Origin of the sequence: Brevibacterium linens ATCC 9172 (genome assembly GCF_900169165.1) — a bacterium.
GTDB classification, from domain to species: domain Bacteria; phylum Actinomycetota; class Actinomycetes; order Actinomycetales; family Brevibacteriaceae; genus Brevibacterium; species Brevibacterium linens.
The window spans coordinates 110502-128488 of sequence record NZ_FXYY01000002.1; the positions used below are offsets into that span (position 1 = coordinate 110502).

15 protein-coding genes and 2 tRNA genes are annotated in these 17987 nt (G+C 66.5%); 12 read left to right on the forward strand and 5 right to left on the reverse strand.

Going from position 1 to position 17987, the window contains the following annotated elements; genetic code table 11:
• Positions 1-8 precede the first annotated feature (8 nt).
• From lplB to BLIN9172_RS02050, 5 genes are all read left to right on the forward strand, one after another.
• Complete coding sequence (gene lplB, locus BLIN9172_RS02030; protein ID WP_101553634.1) at positions 9-1088, forward strand: lipoate-protein ligase small subunit; 1080 nt, start codon at positions 9-11, stop codon at positions 1086-1088.
• Positions 1067-1855 (forward strand): Type 1 glutamine amidotransferase-like domain-containing protein, encoded by a 789-nt coding sequence (locus tag BLIN9172_RS02035; protein WP_240811920.1) that lies wholly within the window; start codon positions 1067-1069, stop codon positions 1853-1855. The genes lplB and BLIN9172_RS02035 overlap by 22 nt, the downstream gene beginning before the upstream one ends.
• Before the next feature lie 131 nt (positions 1856-1986).
• Complete coding sequence (thyX, locus tag BLIN9172_RS02040) at positions 1987-2772, forward strand: FAD-dependent thymidylate synthase (RefSeq protein ID WP_025779438.1); 786 nt, start codon at positions 1987-1989, stop codon at positions 2770-2772.
• A gap of 60 nt (positions 2773-2832) precedes the next feature.
• On the forward strand, positions 2833-3411 hold the full coding sequence (locus BLIN9172_RS02045; protein ID WP_101553635.1) for a maltokinase N-terminal cap-like domain-containing protein: 579 nt from the start codon (positions 2833-2835) through the stop codon (positions 3409-3411).
• 82 nt (positions 3412-3493) lie between these two features.
• The gene (locus BLIN9172_RS02050; protein ID WP_101553636.1) at positions 3494-3928 is read left to right on the forward strand and encodes an HIT family protein; all 435 of its coding nucleotides are present in this window, start codon (positions 3494-3496) and stop codon (positions 3926-3928) included.
• 72 nt (positions 3929-4000) lie between these two features.
• On the opposite strand, the gene BLIN9172_RS02055 is transcribed toward BLIN9172_RS02050, so the two are convergent.
• The 3 genes from BLIN9172_RS02055 to hrpB form a co-directional block, all read right to left on the reverse strand.
• Positions 4001-5056, reverse strand: coding sequence for a zinc-binding dehydrogenase (locus BLIN9172_RS02055; RefSeq protein ID WP_101553787.1), 1056 nt, complete (start codon positions 5054-5056; stop codon positions 4001-4003).
• Positions 5057-5185: 129 nt separating this feature from the next.
• The gene (locus BLIN9172_RS02060) at positions 5186-6169 is read right to left on the reverse strand and encodes a 3-methyladenine DNA glycosylase (protein ID WP_240811921.1); all 984 of its coding nucleotides are present in this window, start codon (positions 6167-6169) and stop codon (positions 5186-5188) included.
• An 82-nt stretch (positions 6170-6251) separates the two neighbouring features.
• Complete coding sequence (gene hrpB / locus BLIN9172_RS02065) at positions 6252-9023, reverse strand: ATP-dependent helicase HrpB (protein WP_101553637.1); 2772 nt, start codon at positions 9021-9023, stop codon at positions 6252-6254.
• A gap of 129 nt (positions 9024-9152) precedes the next feature.
• On the opposite strand from hrpB, the gene BLIN9172_RS02070 reads away from it, so the two are divergent.
• The 5 genes from BLIN9172_RS02070 (at position 9153) to BLIN9172_RS02090 (ending at position 13214) form a co-directional block, all read left to right on the forward strand.
• The gene (locus BLIN9172_RS02070) at positions 9153-9959 is read left to right on the forward strand and encodes a fumarylacetoacetate hydrolase family protein (protein WP_101553638.1); all 807 of its coding nucleotides are present in this window, start codon (positions 9153-9155) and stop codon (positions 9957-9959) included.
• 71 nt (positions 9960-10030) lie between these two features.
• Entirely contained in the window at positions 10031-11497 is a 1467-nt protein-coding gene (gltX, locus tag BLIN9172_RS02075) for a glutamate--tRNA ligase (RefSeq protein WP_101553639.1), read from the forward strand.
• Positions 11498-11499: 2 nt separating this feature from the next.
• On the forward strand, positions 11500-12828 hold the full coding sequence (locus BLIN9172_RS02080) for an alpha/beta fold hydrolase (RefSeq protein ID WP_101553640.1): 1329 nt from the start codon (positions 11500-11502) through the stop codon (positions 12826-12828).
• A gap of 204 nt (positions 12829-13032) precedes the next feature.
• Positions 13033-13104: transfer RNA gene (locus BLIN9172_RS02085), tRNA-Gln, on the forward strand.
• Between the two features lie 37 nt (positions 13105-13141).
• A tRNA-Glu gene (locus BLIN9172_RS02090) sits at positions 13142-13214 on the forward strand.
• A gap of 156 nt (positions 13215-13370) precedes the next feature.
• On the opposite strand, the gene BLIN9172_RS02095 is transcribed toward BLIN9172_RS02090, so the two are convergent.
• Entirely contained in the window at positions 13371-14093 is a 723-nt protein-coding gene (locus tag BLIN9172_RS02095; RefSeq protein ID WP_145997914.1) for a DUF4282 domain-containing protein, read from the reverse strand.
• A gap of 106 nt (positions 14094-14199) precedes the next feature.
• A complete protein-coding gene (locus BLIN9172_RS02100) occupies positions 14200-15279 on the reverse strand; it encodes an aldose 1-epimerase family protein (RefSeq protein ID WP_101553642.1) in 1080 nt (359 codons plus the stop codon).
• A gap of 121 nt (positions 15280-15400) precedes the next feature.
• Between BLIN9172_RS02100 and galT the strand changes: the two genes are divergently transcribed.
• Positions 15401-16621: a galactose-1-phosphate uridylyltransferase gene (gene galT, locus BLIN9172_RS02105; RefSeq protein WP_101553789.1), complete on the forward strand. Its 1221-nt coding sequence runs from the start codon at positions 15401-15403 to the stop codon at positions 16619-16621.
• The gene (gene galK / locus BLIN9172_RS02110) at positions 16618-17925 is read left to right on the forward strand and encodes a galactokinase (RefSeq protein WP_101553643.1); all 1308 of its coding nucleotides are present in this window, start codon (positions 16618-16620) and stop codon (positions 17923-17925) included. The genes galT and galK overlap by 4 nt, the downstream gene beginning before the upstream one ends.
• Positions 17926-17987 lie beyond the last annotated feature (62 nt).

A 17987-nucleotide genomic window follows, 5' to 3' on the forward strand; every position in this document is an offset into this window, starting at 1 on the left:
TGGCAGATATGACGAACGAGACACAGCACTTCCACGGCGAATACAAGGTCATCGGCGGCAAACTCGTCGTCGCCGATGTCACCACCGACGGTAAGACGATTACCGAGGTGAAGATCTCCGGTGACTTCTTCCTCGAACCCGAGGAAGCTTATTTCGACCTTGCCCCGGCACTCGTCGGCGCCAGCGTCACCGCCGACAATGCGGCCCTGCGCGGCCGCCTCGACGAGGCCCTGGCCGGATATGGTTCGGACCTGGCGATGCACGGCTTCTCCACCGCCGATATCGCCACGGTCGTGCGTCGCGCCCTCGGCTCGGCCGCGAACTTCACCGACTTCGACTGGCAGGTCATCCGCGGAGAGGTGCTGCCCACTCAGCTCAATGTGGCGCTCGATCAGGTGCTGCTCGAAGAGGTCGCGGCAGGTCGTCGGCAGCCGACCCTGCGGTTCTGGGAATGGGAGGACACCGCCACCGTCATCGGCGCCTTCCAGTCCTACGTCAACGAACTGCGCCCCGAAGGCGTGGACATGTACGACGTGCAGGTGGTCCGTCGCATCTCCGGAGGCGGAGCAATGTTCATGGAAGGCGGCAACTGCATCACCTACTCGATGTTCGTCCCGCCTGCCCTCGTCGCCGGTCTCGACTACGAGGAGTCGTATGTGTTCCTCGACCAGTGGGTGCTCGCGGCGCTGAAGACTCTCGGTGTGGAGGCGTTCTACAAGCCGATCAACGACATCTCCTCGACCGGAGGCAAGATCGGCGGTGCCGCACAGAAGCGCAATCGCGACGGCACACTGCTCCACCACGCGACGATGAGCTATGACATCGACGCCGACAAGATGGTCGAGGTGCTGCGCATCGGCGAAGCGAAGATCTCCGACAAAGGAGTGGCGAGTGCGAAGAAGCGCGTCGATCCGCTGCGGAGCCAGACCGGTGAGGCACGCAAGGACATCATCGATGTCATGGCCGACACCTTCGCCACCCGCTATGGAGCCACCTACGGCACCTACACCGAGGATGAGCTGAAGCGGGCACAGGAACTCGTCGATGAGAAGTTCGGAACCGAGAAGTGGACGCACCGAGTGCCGTGACCGCGGGCTCCGGCCCGATCGCCGAGGCGGTCGAGCAGTTCCGCGGCACGATCGTCGCTCTCGGCGGCGGTGGGTTCTCGATGTCCGAGACGGGGGAATCGGGCATTGATGACGAGCTTCTGCTGATGGCGAGTCGGCGACGCACCGCATCTGACCTCCCGCATGTCTGCTTCGTCCCGACGGCATCCGGCGACAGCCGCGACTACATCGAACGGTTCGAAGCGGCATTCGAGGCGCGGGCACGAACCCATGTCCTCTCCCTGTTCGGGCAGGCTCCGTGGGACTACCAAGATCCGGAGATGCTGCTCGGCATGGATCTCATCTACGTCGGCGGCGGGTCGACGGCGAACCTGCTCAGCCTGTGGCGTCGGCACGGAGTCGACGGGGTCATGCGCCGGGCGGCTGCCGGCGGCACGATCCTCGCCGGCATCAGCGCCGGAGCGAACTGCTGGTTCGAGGCATCGTCGACGGACTCGTTCGGTCCGCTGGCGCCGTTGGACGATGGACTCGGATTTCTGCGGGGGAGCGCCTGCCCGCATCTCCACGGCGAACCCGGCCGGGAAGCCTCCTTTCGGAAATGGATCGCCGACGGCAGCCTGCCGGGCCCGGGAACCGCCATCGACGACCATGCTGCGGTCGTCTACGTCGATGGTGCGGCCACCTCGGTGATGGTGGAATCCGACGGCGCAGCCGCGTATTCAGTCGACGAATACGGCCGACTCCGGACCCTGAACGACCACGCACGGCCGCGGGCCGCCGAGGAATGAACGGCGAGAGCTCCCCGGCTGCCATCGCTGACTGACGAATCGAGAAGAGTTTCGAGACGGACGGGTGGCCATCCAGGCGGCGGCGGTCTGTAGGATTGGGAACCAATCACGTCCCCTGCACAAGGAGAGCCATGCGCCAGGTCGAACCGTCCGTTGAACTGCTCGCCAAGCCCAATATCGATTGGGAGGCGATGAGGACTTACCTCGATGAGGTGGGCGGAACCTCCTGGGCGGACCGGGTCGAAGATGCGGAATCTCCCGACGCCGAGGATCTCCTCGAGTTCTCCGGACGCATGTGCTACCGCTCGTGGGAGCCGGGCCTCAACCCGAACGTCTCCCGCGTGCGCACCGATTCCGCGCAGTACCTCGGCAATGTCGTGAAGTCTCAGCACGGATCCGTGCTCGAACACGCGAACTTCACCTTCGTCCTCCACAACGTCTCGCGCGTGCTCACCCACGAGCTCATCCGCCACCGCGCGGGGTCGGCGTTCTCGCAGGAATCGCTGCGATACGTCCGCCTCACCGACATCCCGTTCTGGTTCCCCGAGTGGGCACGCGAAGATCCCGAACTCATGGAACGCAGCCTTCAGGTCCTCGACACCCTCGAGGAGCACCAGAAGTGGATGGCCGAGCACTTCGAGCTCGACGAGGAGGGCACGAAGTTCTCGCACAAGAAGCACATGACCTCGTTCATGCGTCGTTTCGCCCCCGAGGGGCTGGCCACCGGCATCGTCTACACCGCGAACCTGCGCTCTCTGCGCCATGTCGTCGAGATGCGCACTGCGAAGGGCGCCGAAGAGGAGATCCGCCTGATCTTCAACAAGATCGGTGAGGTCATGCGCGAGGAGGCTCCGGCGGTCTTCGCCGACTACGAGGTCGTGGACGGAGAATGGATCCCCGGCACCCGCAAGGCCTGAGCCTCGCCACCATCAGCCACACCTGACGCCGACGTCAGACAGATTCCAGGAGGACATGCCATGGCAGATATCTACGCAGCTCAGCTCAACCCCGGCAAACTCGACGTCGTCACCGACTGGGTAGCCAAGCAGGACTGGGTCGCCGAGCTCGACCTCGCGGCGAACCCGCTCGAGGCCGTCACCGCGTATCGCTTTGACGACCCCGCCGGCGAAGTGGGCATGGAGATCCACATCGTGAAGAGCGGCGACCAGCTGCTGCAGGTGCCGCTGACCTACCGTGGAGAACCGCTCGAAGGCGCCGACGACGCATTCGTGGCGAATATGGAGCATTCGGTGCTCGGCAAGCGGTGGGTCTACGCCGGAATGGGTGATCCGCTGTTCCGGCAGCGCCTCGACCACACCATCGCCACCGCGTCGACCGCAGCGAAGCAGTACCGCGTCGACGCTGAGGGCAACCAGGGCGAAGAGATCACCCACGTGGCCCACGCCTTCGGGACGGGACCGCTGCCGGGCTCCGGCGACGTCGAGATCCTCTACCGCCTGTCGCCCGATTCGCCGGCGGAGAAGTCCGACGCCGGTCTGCTGCTCGGCCGCTGGGAGGGCCAGGACACGAACGTCGTCCTCGCCATCATGGTCTGAGGGCTCGCCTCTGTGATCTGAGGGGCCCGGGCCGAACGCCGTAGGGCCCAGCCAACTCACCGCGGGGGAGGAGCCGGAACTCATGAGCAGCGATTGCATCTTCTGCCAGATCGTCGCGGGTGACGCACCGAGTGCGCCGATCGCCGAGACCGAAGCGACGTTGGCGTTCATGGACATCCAGCCCGGGTCGGACGGGCATCTGCTCGTCGTGCCGAAACGGCACAGCACTGATCTGCGGGACATCCCGGGAGACGACCTGGCGGCGGTGGCGCTCGAGTCTCAGCGCATCGCCAAGCACGCCTATGCGGCGTGGGATGCGGACGGAGTCAATCTCCTCAACTGCTGCGGTGCCGATGCCTGGCAGTCGGTCTTCCACTTCCACATGCATGTGATTCCGCGCTACCGGGACAAGAGCAAGGACCGCCTGCGGCTGCCGTTCGAACCCGGCGTCCGCGGGGATCAAGAGCTCATCGGCTCCCTGGCTGTGAGCATGCGGGAGTCGCTCGACGCGGAGTGAGCATTGCCGTGATCGCCGCCGGTGCGCTCGACCTCGTCGAGGAGACGCACAGTGCCCGGACCCCGGCCGTTCTCACCGCGCCAGGTCGATGATCGTCATTCCCGTCGAGGCGGCGGGGGAGCTCATCGCCTCCATCGCCGCCGGTGCCTCGTCGAGTCCGATGACAGTGGTGACGAGGTCCTGAGGGCGCAGCCGTCCCTGCACGACGAGGTCGACGAGCTCCGGGTACTCGGCCGCGGCCATTCCGTGCGAGCCGAGCACGCTGAGTTCGAGCGCGATCACGCGCGGCAGGTCGACGACCGGTTGGTCGGGCAGCAGACCGATCTGCACGTGCCGGCCCAAGGGTGGCAGAGCTCCGATCGCCGCCCGGATCGTGTCCTCCCGGCCCAGCGCGTCGACGGTCACGGCCGCCCCGTCGGGATCGGTCGACGCGAACTGCGCGACCACCTCGGCGCTCAGTTCCTCCGGACTGAGATCGCGAGCGTTGACGGTCCGTGCGGCACCGAACTCACGGGCGGACTCCAAGGCCGCATCGCTGACGTCGACGGCCACGACCCTCGCCCCGAGGGCACGGGCGATCATGATCGCAGACAGTCCCACTCCGCCGCAGCCGAACACGGCGACCGTCTCGTCCGCGGCAAGGCGAGCCCGCACGCGCAGACCATGGAAGGCCGTGGCGAATCGGCACCCGAGACCGACCACCGCCGCGGCCGGCAGATCCTCGGGTACGGCCACGAGGTTCGCATCGGCATTGTGGATGACGACTCGATCCGCCCACGACCCGAAATGCGTGAATCCCGGCTGCGTCTGATCGGGGCACACCTGTGCATTGCCCGAAATGCACCACCGGCAGCTTCCGCACCCGCACACAAAAGGAACGGTGACACGTTGGCCGGCGCGGAAATGCTCCACGCCGACCCCCGCCGAGGCGACCCGACCCACCAGCTCATGCCCGGGTACGTGGGGGAGAGTGATCGTCGAATCGTGGCCGGCCCACGCGTGATGATCGCTGCGGCACACCCCGGTGGCTTCGACGTCGATGACGACGCCCGCATCGGGGGCCGTGGGCGCGGGAATGTCCGTGAGATTGGGACGGACAGAGAACTGATCGAAGACGATGGCACGCATACCGCCGATCATAGGCTCGCCGGTGCCGCGACCGCGAAGACGTCCACGAAACGGCGCGGCCGCAGCGACTGGTCAGCGCAGCAGGCTCGGCGCAGCCGCAGCGTCTAGCCAGCGCAGCCCCCAGGCGACTCAGCGCGGATGAACTCCGGCGACCGCCAGAGCATCGAGCAGCCGAGCCCGCAGCTGCTGAGCCCTGGCTGAAAACGCGCGTTGCCGCTCCATGTACTCGGCCTTGCCCGCGGCGGTCTCGATCGCGACGACCCCGTAGCCCCATCCGCGCAGGTCATAGGGGGAGGCCTCCATGTCCAGAGTGCGGATATCGAGAGCCAGATCGAAGCAGTCGACGACGAGGTCCGAATCAGCGACCGGTGAGATCTTCATCGCCCACTTGTACAGATCCATCCCCGCGTGCAGACACCCGGGCTGCTCGTTGCTGACCATGCCCTCACGGCTCGGCTGCAGGGTATTGAGCGGCCGGGCCGGTGCGGTGAAGAAGCGGAACGCATCATGATGCGAACACTGGATGCGATGGCCTTCGACCACGGCATCGGTCTCAGGTGGGCTGAGCCGCAGCGGCACCTGCTGATGACGACGCTGCTCCTCGCTGAGACGGTAGACCATCGCCCATTCGTGGATGCCGAAACACCCGAAATTCGCCTCCCGATTCAGCGTCGACGACAGCAGGGAGGCGATGAACTTCGCCCCATCCCCACGATCGGCCCGCCAGGACTCGAGGTCCACCTCGGCGAGATTCCGATCCTCGTCGATGAGGTACCAACGCCGGTCGAAATACCGGCGATCGGCCGCCTCGGCGAGTTCGACGCGCACCCCCGGTCCGGGATGCCACTTCTTCAGCTGCCCGACCTTGAACGGGTAATAGGTGAAGAGGAAATCCTCGACCGGATGGGACTCCTGCCGCATCCGCCTCTCGATATGGGCATCCGTGCGCTCGGCGATCCGATGTTCGTGCTCATCACGCAGCCCGCGCCAGATCTCGGCAGGAACGACACCGTCACCGAGGCGGCCCGCCGGTTCGTCGGTGCGCTCGGTCACCGCCGCGATCGGGGCCACCGCCGACGAGGCGGTCGCCGCCGCGATCGGGCTGGCAGTCATGGTCGTTGGCGCGGAAGTCACCGCACCATTGTCCCAGACGACGGTCGGGCCTGCATGCGCGTCGGGCCCGGCGATGAGTCGGTCAGCGGCCCGAGCGCTTCGTGCCCTTCGCCGCCGGAGCGTTCAGCGGGTCCTCCGGCCACGGGTGCTTCGGGTAGCGACCCCGGTTCTCGGCTCTGACATGGGCATACGCGTTCGCCCAGAACGATGCGAGATCGGTCGTCACGGCCAAGGGCCTGCGCGCCGGGGAGAGCAGATGCATGGTGACCGGCACCCTTCCGTCGCAGATGCGCGGCACTTCGGTCCAGCCGAAGCATTCCTGGAGCTTGACCGCGAGGATCGGGCTCGGGATCTCAGTGCGCTGGGATGCGGCCGCAGACTCGCCGTCCGCTCGGGATCCGTCGTCCGCACCGGAGACGGCCTCCGGCTCGATGAGATCGGGGTCCGGGTACTCGAGGCGGATCGCAGACCCGCTGGGCACTGTGATGTGGGTCGGGGCCAACTCATCGAGCCGGGCCGCCTCGGGCCACGGCAGCAGACCGCGCAGCGCGGAGACAAGATCGACCCGTGCAGGGTCGGAGCCCTTCGCGATCCGGTCGAGCACATCCGGACACCACTGATCGAGCGTGGCAGACAGGTGCCCCCACCTCACCTCCGGCCAGGGATCCCCGACGACCGCGCGGAGCAGACCGAGCCTGGCCCGCAGGTTCTCGAACGCCTCGGACGGCCGCGCGACCTCGCGGGCTCCTCGTTCGCGCACCGATGCGGCGATGGCACGGCGGGCCAGTTCCGGGCCGGCCTGGATAGGGGTGGACGTCAGTTCGATCCCGCCGAGGCGGCTGCGCCGAACCGCGCGGACCCTCCCGGACTCGAATGTCGCGGTTTCCTCCGTGTGCAGCAATCCGGCGCCGGCGAGTTCCGCGGTGTCGACGTCGATGGGCACGGCAGATCGGATGATCGCCCGCGAACCGGCCAGACCCACCTCGGCGATGGCCAGCCACTGACTGCCCTGCAGTGAGGAGTCACGCGGCAGGCTCGCCGCCGTGCCCGAAGCCAGCAGATAGTCGGAATCCGAAGCGCTGCGCAGCCGTGCGATCTGCAGCGGATGCGACAGCGCCGTGACGAGCCCGAGATCCTCGGGTGTCAAGGATGTGCCGGAATTGCCGCCGCCGTCTCCCGTGTCGCCGCCATCGCCGTCCGAGGCGAATCCGCGGGCGATCGACGCGAACCGTCTGCGGTCCTGAGCGAATCGGGCATCTCGGCTGCGCCGCAGTTGACGCATCAGAGCGGAGAGATCGGCGCCGGGAGCCCGCTGATCGGACTCGATGACGGCGATCGCCTCGGCCGCACGAACGGGATCGAGCAGCGCAGCCCCGTCGAGCAGACCGCGTGCCGCCCACACCGAGGCGGGAACCGCCGCGATCGCCTGCCCCGTCTCAGTCACGTGCAGAGCGCTCTCATCTGCCTCAACGGCACCCAAAGCCACAAGATTGTCGACCGCCTGCCGCTTGGGGCCGGCCGGCAGCGGATCAGGCAACAGGGCCTCGTCGCCGCCCCACGTGGCTAGGGCCAACACCGCGGAGGTGAGATCGGAGGTCGCGATTTCGGGTGGAGTGTGCTCGGGCAGGCTCGCCCAATCGGACTCTGACATGCAGCGATACGCAGCACCCGGTCCCTGCCGAGCGGCACGGCCGGAACGCTGCGTGCCCGAGGCCTTCGACTCGCGCATCGTCACCAGCCCGGACATGCGCCGCCGCGTATCCCAGCGCGGCCCCCGGGAGAGCCCGGAATCGACGACGATGCGCACTCCGTCGATCGTCAGCGCCGATTCCGCCACTGATGTCGAGACGATGACCCGCCGGTTCCGACCCGTGCCGGACGAGCCCGGATCGACCGGACGCAGGATCGCATCCTGCTCCTTCGCCGGAGTTCGGCCCGTGAGAGTGTGCACCTCGACCGCAGCGGAATCCGAACCACCACCTGCGCTCGCCTCCAGATCTGTGCCCGCCTCGGCCCCTGCGCTCGATCCCATACGACGCCGCACCCGGGAGGCCACCTCGTCGACCTCACGTGCCCCGGGAGCGAAGACGAGCACATCCCCGGCGGCGTTCTCCTCGAGCGCGCTCACCGTCACAGCCGCCAGATGATCAAGGAAATCCCAGGTCACACCCCTCGCATCGAGCGGCCGCTCCTTCGCCGGTGCCCACCGGACCTCCAAGGGATGAGTCTCGGCGGCCACCGACACCAGCGTCGCCGGTGCCTGCGGCCCGTCCCCGAGGCGCGCTGCCCACAGCCGCGCATCCAAGGTCGCAGACATGATGACCACAGCAAGGTCCTCACGCAGATCTGCCAACTCCCGGCACATCGCGAACGCGAGATCCGTATCCAACTGCCGCTCGTGCACCTCATCGAGGATCACTGCCGCGACGCCGGTCAGCTCCGGATCGCGCAGCAGCCGTGACAGGAGCACGCCCGTGGTGACGAATTCGATGCGCGTCGCAGTCGTTGTCCGCGACTCACCGCGGACGGTGAAACCCACCACCTCGCCGAGGCTGGTCCCCGTCAACGATGCGAGCCGCCTGGCCGCGGCGCGGGCAGCCATCCGCCGCGGTTGGGTGACGATGATGCGGCCCGGGAGTTCGGCACCAGCCGAACCTCCGGAGAACCGGGCCACGTGCTCGGCGATCATCGGCGGCACCACGGTCGTCTTACCGGTGCCGGGAGGAGCCTCCACGACCACTCGCGGGAAGGGGGCCGCCTCGGCGATGGCCAGGTCATCGATGAGCGCGGCGGCGGGCAATCCGGCCCCGATGCGGGCGAGATCGAAGGTGTGCGGGAGGTGCGGATCGGGCATGACACCAGTCTCTCAGCAGGGCGGTCGGGCCCGCACATGGGACGCCGACTGAGGATCTGCAGGGACCCGATCACGGTTCGAGGTGCACCGACGCGCGGAAGGCACCAGGCACTGACTAGACTGGGGCACATGCGTATCGCCAGATTTGTCCATCAGGACGAGCCCAAATATGGAGTCGTCGAAGGTGAAGTCCCGCCGATCACCGACGGCAGCTGGGACACGTCGGGTCTCGAACTCGCCGTTCTCGACTCCGACCCGTTCTTCTCTCCGGCCCAATCGACAGGCGAGAGGCTGAAGATCGACGATGTGCGTCTGGTCAGCCCCATCCTGCCGCGTTCGAAGGTCATCGGCGTCGGCCGCAACTTCGCCGACCATGCCGCCGAACTCGGCAACGAGGTGCCGGTGTCCCCCCTGACCTTCTTCAAACCCAACACCGCCGTCATCGGCCCCGGCGACCCCATCCGCCTGCCCGCCATCAGCGAATACGTGAGCTACGAGGCCGAACTCGCCGTCATCATCGGCCGGGTGGCCAAAGGCGTGAAGGCCGAGAACGCCAACGACTGCGTCCTCGGCTATACCGCCGGAAACGATGTCACCCTGCGCGACATCCAGAAGGCCGACAAACAGTGGTCACGGGCGAAGGGCTTCGACACCTCGTGCCCGCTGGGTCCGTGGATCGAAACCGAACTCGACGTCGACGACCTGAACATCCGCTCCTGGGTCGACGGAGACATCAAGCAGGACGGGACCACCGCCGACTTCATCTTCGACATCCCGACCCTCATCGAGCACCTGTCCGAGACGATCACCCTGCTGCCCGGCGATGTCATCCTCACCGGAACCCCGGCCGGCGTCGGCCAGATCGTGTCCGGCAACCGCGTCGACATCGCCATCGACGGGCTCGGCGTCCTGTCGAACCCGGTCATGGACGCCTGAGAGCACCACACCAGCAGCGCCACCGCGCACACCACAGACTCACACCCGAGAAGATCACGCAAAGGACAATCGTGAGCGTCACAGTTCGTTTCTGCCCATCACCCACCGGCACCCCGCACGTCGGCATGGTCCGCACGGCCCTGTTCAACTGGGCCTACGCCAAGCACACCGGCGGCAAGTTCGTCTTCCGCATCGAAGACACCGACGCGGCACGTGACTCCGAAGAGAGCTTCGGACAGGTCGTCGAAGCCCTCAAATGGCTGGGCCTGGACTGGGACGAAGGCATCGAGGTCGGCGGCGTCAACGGGCCCTACCGCCAGTCGCAGCGCGGCGAGATCTACGCCGACGTCATCGAGAAGCTCAAGGCCGGCGGCCACATCTACGAGTCGTATTCGACGAACGACGAAGTCGAAGCCCGTCACAAGGCAGCAGGCCGTGACGCGAAGCTCGGCTACGACGGCTACGACCGCGACCTCACCGACGAGCAGAAGGCCGCTTTCCGCGCCGAGGGCCGCGAACCGGTGTGGCGCGTGCGAATGCCCGATGAGGACATCACCTTCACCGACCTCGTCCGCGGCGACATCACCTTCAAGGCCGGCACCGTGCCCGACTTCGTCGTCGTCCGCGCGAACGGCCAGCCGCTGTACACCCTGGTCAACCCCGTCGACGACGCTCTCATGGGCATCACCCATGTGCTCCGCGGCGAGGACATCCTGTCCTCGACCCCGCGTCAGATCGCTCTCTACGAACACCTCAAGGCCATCGGTATCGCCGAGGCGACCCCGGAGTTCGGCCACCTGCCCTACGTCATGGGTGAGGGCAACAAGAAGCTGTCGAAGCGCGACCCCGAATCGAACCTGTTCCTCCACCGCGAGAACGGGTTCATCCCCGAGGGACTCATCAACTACCTCGGACTGCTCGGCTGGTCCATCGGACCCGACCGCGACATCTTCAGCGTCAAGGAATTCACCGAAGCATTCGACATTCACGATGTCCTGCCCAACCCGGCCCGCTTCGACGTGAAGAAGGCCACCGCCATCAACGCCGACCACATCCGCCTCCTCGATCCGGATGACTTCCGTGACCGTCTGGTGCCCTACCTCCAGGCCGCCGAGGTGCTCCCGGCATCCCCGACGGAGGCTCAGCTGGCCATCCTCGACAAGGCGGCTCCGCTCGTGCAGACCCGTATGAAGCTGCTCGGAGAAGCTCCCGACCTGCTCGCGTTCCTCTTCACCTCCGATGACGACCTCGTCATGGCCGAAGACGGATTGAAGACGCTCAAGGACACCGCCCCCGAGGTGCTCGCCGCCTCCATCGAGGTCCTCGAAGGGCTCGACGACTGGACGACAGCGAAGCTCGAAGAAGTGCTCTCAGCCAAGCTCGTCGACGAGATGGAGATCAAACCGCGCCTGGCCTACGGACCCCTGCGTGTGGCCGTGTCCGGCCGCAAGGTCTCCCCGCCGCTGTTCGAGTCGATGGAGATCCTCGGCAAGGACTCCTCCATGACACGCCTCAAGGCGCTCGCGGCGCAGCTGTGACCATGGTCGAGCAGAAGATCTGGACCCGCGGAGGACTGCACTTCCGTGACGTGACGGTCACCGTGCCCTTCGACCATTTCGGACGGGCGGGGGATGCCGCCTCGGCGGGGGAGAACGCCGTGCCGGCCGCCTCGGGGACGGTGAACCTGCCGGACACGATGGACGTGTTCGCCCGGATCATCGCCACCGAGGCGGACAGCCGGAAACCCTACCTCGTGTACCTGCAGGGCGGCCCCGGGGTGGAAGCCCCGCGCCCGGGCATCGCAGGCGGATCCAACGGCTGGGTGAAGCGGGCGCTCGAGGAGTTTCAGGTCGTCATGCTCGACCAGCGTGGCACCGGACGATCGAATCCGATCGGCTCTGTTGATGGGGCCATCACCGGACTGGAGACGGTGGGGGAGGACCCGGCCGCGATCGCCGAGGCGCTGTCGTTCTTCCGCGCCGATTCGATCGTCGAGGATGCGGAGATCCTGCGCGGTCACCTCGGGGCGGACACCTGGTCCCTGCTGGGGCAGTCCTTCGGCGGTTTCACGACTCTGCGCTATATCTCCGCGCATTCGAGTGCCCTTCACGAGGTGTATTTCACCGGCGGTCTGCCGGCGATCGGCCTTGATCCGGCGACCGTCTACGGTCGGACGTGGGAGGGGATGATCCGCAAGTCCGAGCAGCACTACGCAGCGTTCCCCGACGACCGTGAGAAGGTGCGCAGGCTCGTCGAGCTCGCATCCGTCGGGGATGGGCTCGCCCTGCCCGGGGGTGCGCGGGCGACGCCGGAGCGGATCCGTCTGCTCGGGCACTTCCTCGGCGCCTCGGATGGTCCGGAGAAGCTGCATTATCTGCTCGACCTCGACTTCTCTTCGGCAGTATTCCGGCATGACCTTGCCGCGTCTCTGCCGTTCTCGGGGCGCAATCCGCTCTATGCCGTCGTCCACGAATCCTGCTGGGCCGACGGCACGGTGACGAACTGGGCGGCCAGGCGGGCAATGCCCGATCCTGTCCGTGAGGACCCGACCCTGCTGGCCGGCGAACATGCCGGGCCGGAGTCGCTGCACGAGGATCCGGAGCTTGCTCCCTTCGCCGAGGTGGCCGACATCGTCGCCGCACGTCAGTGGCCTCGTCTCTACGATGTCGACGCTCTGCAGGCCGCCTCGGTGCGCGGTGCTGCGGCAGTCTACTTCGAGGATGCCTACGTGCCGGTGGAGTATTCGCTGGCCACGGCCGAGCACTTGTCCGGAGTGCAGCCGTGGGTGACGAACGAGTACGAACACAACGGTCTGCGCGCCGATGGATACCGAGTCCTCGACCGGCTCATCGGCCTCGCCCGCGGGTGAGGCTCGGGCCCGTCGGGGCAGGCAGACCGAGCCTGCGCGCGCGGGAATTCTGGGCCTGTCGGCAGGCCGGCCCCGATGCGCGTGGTGTGTTAAGAAGGTCACACCGAAAATGACCCTCTGAGATTTGTCCGGAGGCGGGGTGCTTGTGTAGAGTTATATCTCGTTGCTCAGGGAAATCTCCTCGGGGATGACCTTGAAAAGCATTGGGCTATGGTGTAATTGGCAGCACGAGTGATTCTGGTTCATTTAGTCTAGGTTCAAGTCCTGGTAGCCCAGCGGACACAGTCTGGATCAGTCCAGGAGTGTTGTTCTAGCCCCCGTCGTCTAGTGGCCTAGGACGCCGCCCTCTCAAGGCGGTAACGGCAGTTCGAATCTGCTCGGGGGTACGGTTGAGCCCCGCATCGATTTTCGGTGCGGGGCTCACTCTAATTCACAGGCGTTTTCCCGCGCCTGCATTGGGGACAACTGGGAACGGCACTGTCTGAGTCAGAAAGCACCTGTTTCGCACAGTGCTTTCTGACTCAGACAGTGCCGTAGTCGCCTCAGCGGCTGACTGAATCGGCGATGCGCTTCGTGTGCTCGGCCGTCTTGATGTTGGAGACGATGAGCTCGAGAACCAGACGGACGCCGATGACCCACAGCGCCGGAATGATCCAGCCGAAGATGATCGACAGGATCAGCGGCAGCACACTGAAGCTCGGTCCGCCGGTCATATATGCCGAGGCCGTACCTGCTGCGATTCCCGCGCTGATGCCGGCGATGATGGTCCCGAGGTAGGACAGGACCGCGACCACGATCGCGATGATGTAGATGAAGCCTGCCCACTTGACTGCGATGAAGTTGTCGAAGCGGATGTCGAACAGCGACTTGAAGAACCCGGTCTGCTGAGGCGCCGTCTGCGGAGCCTGACCATACGCCGGCTGACCGTGGGCGGGCTGACCGTAGGCCTGCTGCTGTGCCGCGTTCTGCGAGTAGGCGTCCTGCTGGTAGGGATCCTGCTGATAAGCGCCGGGCTGGGAATAACCGCCCTGCTGGTACTGCTGTCCCTGTGCCTGATAGGCATTGGGGTCGTAAGTTCCCTGCTGATAGGTGGGCTGGTCGGGCTGGAACTGTGCGTTCTGACCCTGTTGCGCTGCCTGATCGTCCTGGCCTGGCTGGTCGGGCTGGGCGTTCTCAGGCCGGTCTCCCGCGCCGGGGTTCTGGCCGTCGAGGTTCTGCTCAGACGAGCTGCTGTTCGGGTCGTTCGGGTTCTGCGGTGTCGACATGGTGTCCCTCTCGAGAATGGAACGCACCCAGGGCAGGGCACGCTCGCCTGATATCTGCCTGTCATCGCAACCTATCAGGATGCGCCGATCCGCGGCAGGGTGACTGTCATTCTGGGAGGAAAGTCGAAGCGCCGTCGGAGTCGGCAGAAGCACCGTCAGGAGCGGCCGAACCGTTGCCTGAGAGAGGCGAGCCCGAATCGGCAATCCTGTCGTCGACCCCGGTCAAAGCGATGCTCCACTCGACGGCAAGCTCGTCACCGGGAGCGATGACGTCGAAGTCCTCTCCGGCCTCGCCGGCGGCGAACGCATTCGGAGGGCACGTCATCGGCTCGATCGCAATCGCCCGACGAGCCAGATCCTCATCAAGGCCGTCGCCAGTGCACACCTGCCAGGTGCGGAAACCGGGACCCATCCCGACGACGACCTCGCGCAGATCGGCACCCTTCAGCCGTGCTCGAGACCACCCGTCGTCCCCGCGCCGAGGTGAGCCGTACGCATCATCGAGGATCGTTGCCCCGATCAGGCGCAGCGCCCGGAAGTCCTTGCACACCATGCACGCGGAATCATCGGAGACGTGATCGGCCGGAACTGCGGTGCCGTCATCGAAAGGGCGCACGGCGGTGGGAATGAGCCGCTCATTGGTCTCGAACCACTGCGCAGCGGGAATGACGAGCTGAGCCTCGTCGACAAGGGCACCGTCAACGGGGTCGGTTGTACCCGATGGGGCTGTGCCCGGGGAGAGCCACGGATGAAATCCGAAACCGAACGGTGCGGGAGCCGACCCCGTGTTCAGGGCACGGGCACGCATGCGCAGCTCCGCCTCGGCGAGTTCGACATCCACCCGCAAGCCGAACGCGAACGGATACCCCTCCGTCGGCTCCAGCGAGTATTCGAGACTGACCGTCGACTCGGTGCGCTCGACCACGGACCACTCGACATCGGCGACGAGACCATGCAGAGCAGTATCCCGCTCGGGCTCGGTGATCGGCAGCCGGTGGCTGTCGCCGGCGAAGTCGAAACGGCCGGCATCGATCCGATTCGGCCAGGGCGCGAGCACGGCCCCGTCGAAGGCGCTCATCGGCACCACGACCGGCCGATCGCCGACGCAGAAGCGAACCAGGCTCGCACCGATGGGGGAGATGACCGCCGCTGACTCGCCACAGGCGAGTTCGATGGTGGCGGTCATGGGTCTCCAAAGGGGCTCGAGTGCGGGGAGATGCGGTTGCAGATATTCTACGCCGACTACGCCCAACCGAACCGCCAGATGTTAGCATTATGATCGAAAATGATAACTTTTGGGAGGTCTGATGCCGGCGTCGCATCAAAGGGCGAACCTGTCCGACGGTCGTGAGATCCTGTTCTTCCAGGACCTCGACTCACCTGCACCGACGATCGCCGCTGACCCCCGGCCGCACGATTCGCGACCCGACAGCGGCACCCTGCGCTTCGACGTCCTCACCGGAGAATGGGTCGCCGTGGCCACTCACCGGCAGACCCGCACCCACCTGCCCGCCGCCGCCGAATGTCCGCTGTGCCCGTCGACGCCGGACCGTCCCACGGAGATCCCGGCCGGGGACTTCGACGTCGCCGTCTTCGAGAATCGCTTCCCGTCCCTCGGCCCCGACCTCGGTGATGTTCCGTCCCCTCAGAGCGTGGACACCGCTTTCGCCGAGGCGGCCGCCGCCTCCGCCGAAACCGTGACCTCTGCGCTGTCGGCACCCGGGTACGGCCGCTGCGAAGTCGTCGTCTTCTCCTCGGAGCACACCGGCTCCTTCGCAGGACTCGGCACCGCACGTGCCCGCACCGTCATCGACGCCTGGGCCGACAGGACCGCCGAACTCTCTGCCCTGCCGGGCATCGAGCAGGTCTTCATGTTCGAGAACCGCGGGGAGGAGATCGGGGTGACGATGAATCATCCGCACGGACAGATCTATGCTTACCCCTATGTCACCCCGCACACCGCGATCACCTCGGCGCGGGCGCATGACCACCTGCGCCGGACCGGGCGACCGCTGCTCGGCGATGTGCTCGCCTTCGAACGCGAGGCAGGGGAGCGGATGATCCTCGAGACCGATCACTTCTCCGCCTTCGTGCCCTTCGCGGCCCGGTGGCCGATCGAAGTCCACGTCGTTCCGCACCGCCAGGTGGGAAGCGTCGACGAGCTCGACGAGACCGAACGCGACGACCTGGCGCGCGTCTATCCGGAGGTGCTGAGACGCATCGACGGACTCTACCCGAGCCCCACACCGTATATTGCGGCCTGGCACCAGGCACTGGTCAACAGTGCCGACCGCCTGGCCGAATGGCTCCACCTCGAGATCACGAGCCCGCGGAGGGCGGAGAACAAGCTGAAGTTCCTCGCCGGTTCGGAGACCGCGATGGGCGCCTTCGTCGGCGACGTCTCCGCCGAGGAGACCGCAGCCAGGCTGCGTGCGGTGACCCCGGAACCCCTCGCCGAGGCGGCCGTACCCGTGAGTGCGAACGCGAGCACGGCTTCGGCGTTCGACCCGGAAGGCGATCGTTCATGACCACAGAGACCCCCGAGGCCGTATCCGCGCCGACCCCCGACCACCTCGCCGCGGAGTTCGAAGCCCTGTTCGGGTACCGGCCGCTCGGATCCTTCCGTGCACCCGGTCGGGTGAACGTCATCGGCGAACACACCGATTACAACTTGGGCTTCGTCCTGCCCATCGCCATCGACCGGGCCGTGTACGTCGCCATCGGCCGGCGACCCGCCAACGTCGCTGATGGGCGAGACGTGGACGTGGCAGGGCGGCGCGCCGAGGTAATAGAGGACACGGGAACCGTGGAGCCGCCTCGGCGCGGGGAGAGCATCCGCATCGTCTCCGACCATCGCGATGACACCGGGCAGCGCCTGTCCGGCCAGTTCACGGCCGCTGACCTCGCGCCCGGTACCCTGCCAGGCTGGCTGAGCCACGCCGCGGGCGTCGTCGATGAGATCGCCAAAACGACCGGCACGATCGTCGGCGGTGTCGACCTCTATATCGAGTCCACCGTGCCCGTCGGCGCCGGACTGTCGTCATCTCACGCCCTCGAAGTCGCGGTGCTCATCGCCCTCGACGAGGTGTACGGCCTCGGTCTCGATGACCGGGAGAAGGTCCTGCTGACACAGAGAGCAGAGAACGACTTCGTCGGTGCACCGACGGGAATCGTCGACCAGGCTGCTTCGATCATGACCGAGGCCGGGCATGCACTCTTCCTCGACTGCCGGGACCTCAGCGCCCGCCAGATTCCATTCGACCTCGACGCCGAGGGGCTGCGACTCCTCGTCATCGACTCGAAGGTCTCGCACTCGCACAGCGAAAGCGGGTACGGCGCCAGGCGGAGGACCTGTGAGGAATCCGCCGCGATCTTCGGCGTCGACAGCCTGCGGGAACTCCCCGACGACGTCGACCTGAGCGAACTGACCGAGGAGCAGCGCAAGCGCGTGCGCCACGTCATCTCCGAAAACGCGCGAGTCCGATCCACCGTCGAACTGCTCGAGGACAACGAGCGATCAACCGGCGACGAACATGACGCGCGCATCCGTGCCCTCGGCGACCTGCTGGTGGCCTCCCACGAATCTCTGCAGCACGACTACGAGGTCTCGTGCGTCGAACTCGACGTGGCGGTGGCCGCCTCGATGGGAGCCGGAGCGCTTGGGGCGCGAATGATCGGCGGCGGCTTCGGCGGTTCGGCGATCGCGCTCATCCACGCAGATCAGGTCGACATGGTCGGCGACGCCGTCACCGCAGCATTCGCCGACCACGGCTACCGGACGCCGGACATCTTCGCCGTCAGCGCGGGTCGCGGCGCTGCCCGTTTCGACTGAACCTGTTTCGACTGAGCCGCTGATTCGGCTGCGGCCGGGCATGCGCACAGCGTTGACCACCC

Bases quoted from the DNA above. Each gene is read 5' to 3' on its own strand.
- BLIN9172_RS02080 (WP_101553640.1), top strand. From the start codon at position 11,500: ATGGTCGAGCAGAAGATCTGGACCCGCGGAGGACTGCACTTCCGTGAC.
- BLIN9172_RS02060 (WP_240811921.1), bottom strand. From the start codon at position 6,169: ATGACTGCCAGCCCGATCGCGGCGGCGACCGCCTCGTCGGCGGTGGCC.
- BLIN9172_RS02095 (WP_145997914.1), bottom strand. From the start codon at position 14,093: ATGTCGACACCGCAGAACCCGAACGACCCGAACAGCAGCTCGTCTGAG.
- BLIN9172_RS02055 (WP_101553787.1), bottom strand. From the start codon at position 5,056: ATGCGTGCCATCGTCTTCGATCAGTTCTCTGTCCGTCCCAATCTCACG.
- thyX (WP_025779438.1), top strand. From the start codon at position 1,987: ATGCGCCAGGTCGAACCGTCCGTTGAACTGCTCGCCAAGCCCAATATC.
- galT (WP_101553789.1), top strand. From the start codon at position 15,401: ATGCCGGCGTCGCATCAAAGGGCGAACCTGTCCGACGGTCGTGAGATC.
- hrpB (WP_101553637.1), bottom strand. From the start codon at position 9,023: ATGCCCGATCCGCACCTCCCGCACACCTTCGATCTCGCCCGCATCGGG.
- BLIN9172_RS02070 (WP_101553638.1), top strand. From the start codon at position 9,153: ATGCGTATCGCCAGATTTGTCCATCAGGACGAGCCCAAATATGGAGTC.
- BLIN9172_RS02045 (WP_101553635.1), top strand. From the start codon at position 2,833: ATGGCAGATATCTACGCAGCTCAGCTCAACCCCGGCAAACTCGACGTC.
- galK (WP_101553643.1), top strand. From the start codon at position 16,618: ATGACCACAGAGACCCCCGAGGCCGTATCCGCGCCGACCCCCGACCAC.
- lplB (WP_101553634.1), top strand. From the start codon at position 9: ATGACGAACGAGACACAGCACTTCCACGGCGAATACAAGGTCATCGGC.
- BLIN9172_RS02050 (WP_101553636.1), top strand. From the start codon at position 3,494: ATGAGCAGCGATTGCATCTTCTGCCAGATCGTCGCGGGTGACGCACCG.
- BLIN9172_RS02100 (WP_101553642.1), bottom strand. From the start codon at position 15,279: ATGACCGCCACCATCGAACTCGCCTGTGGCGAGTCAGCGGCGGTCATC.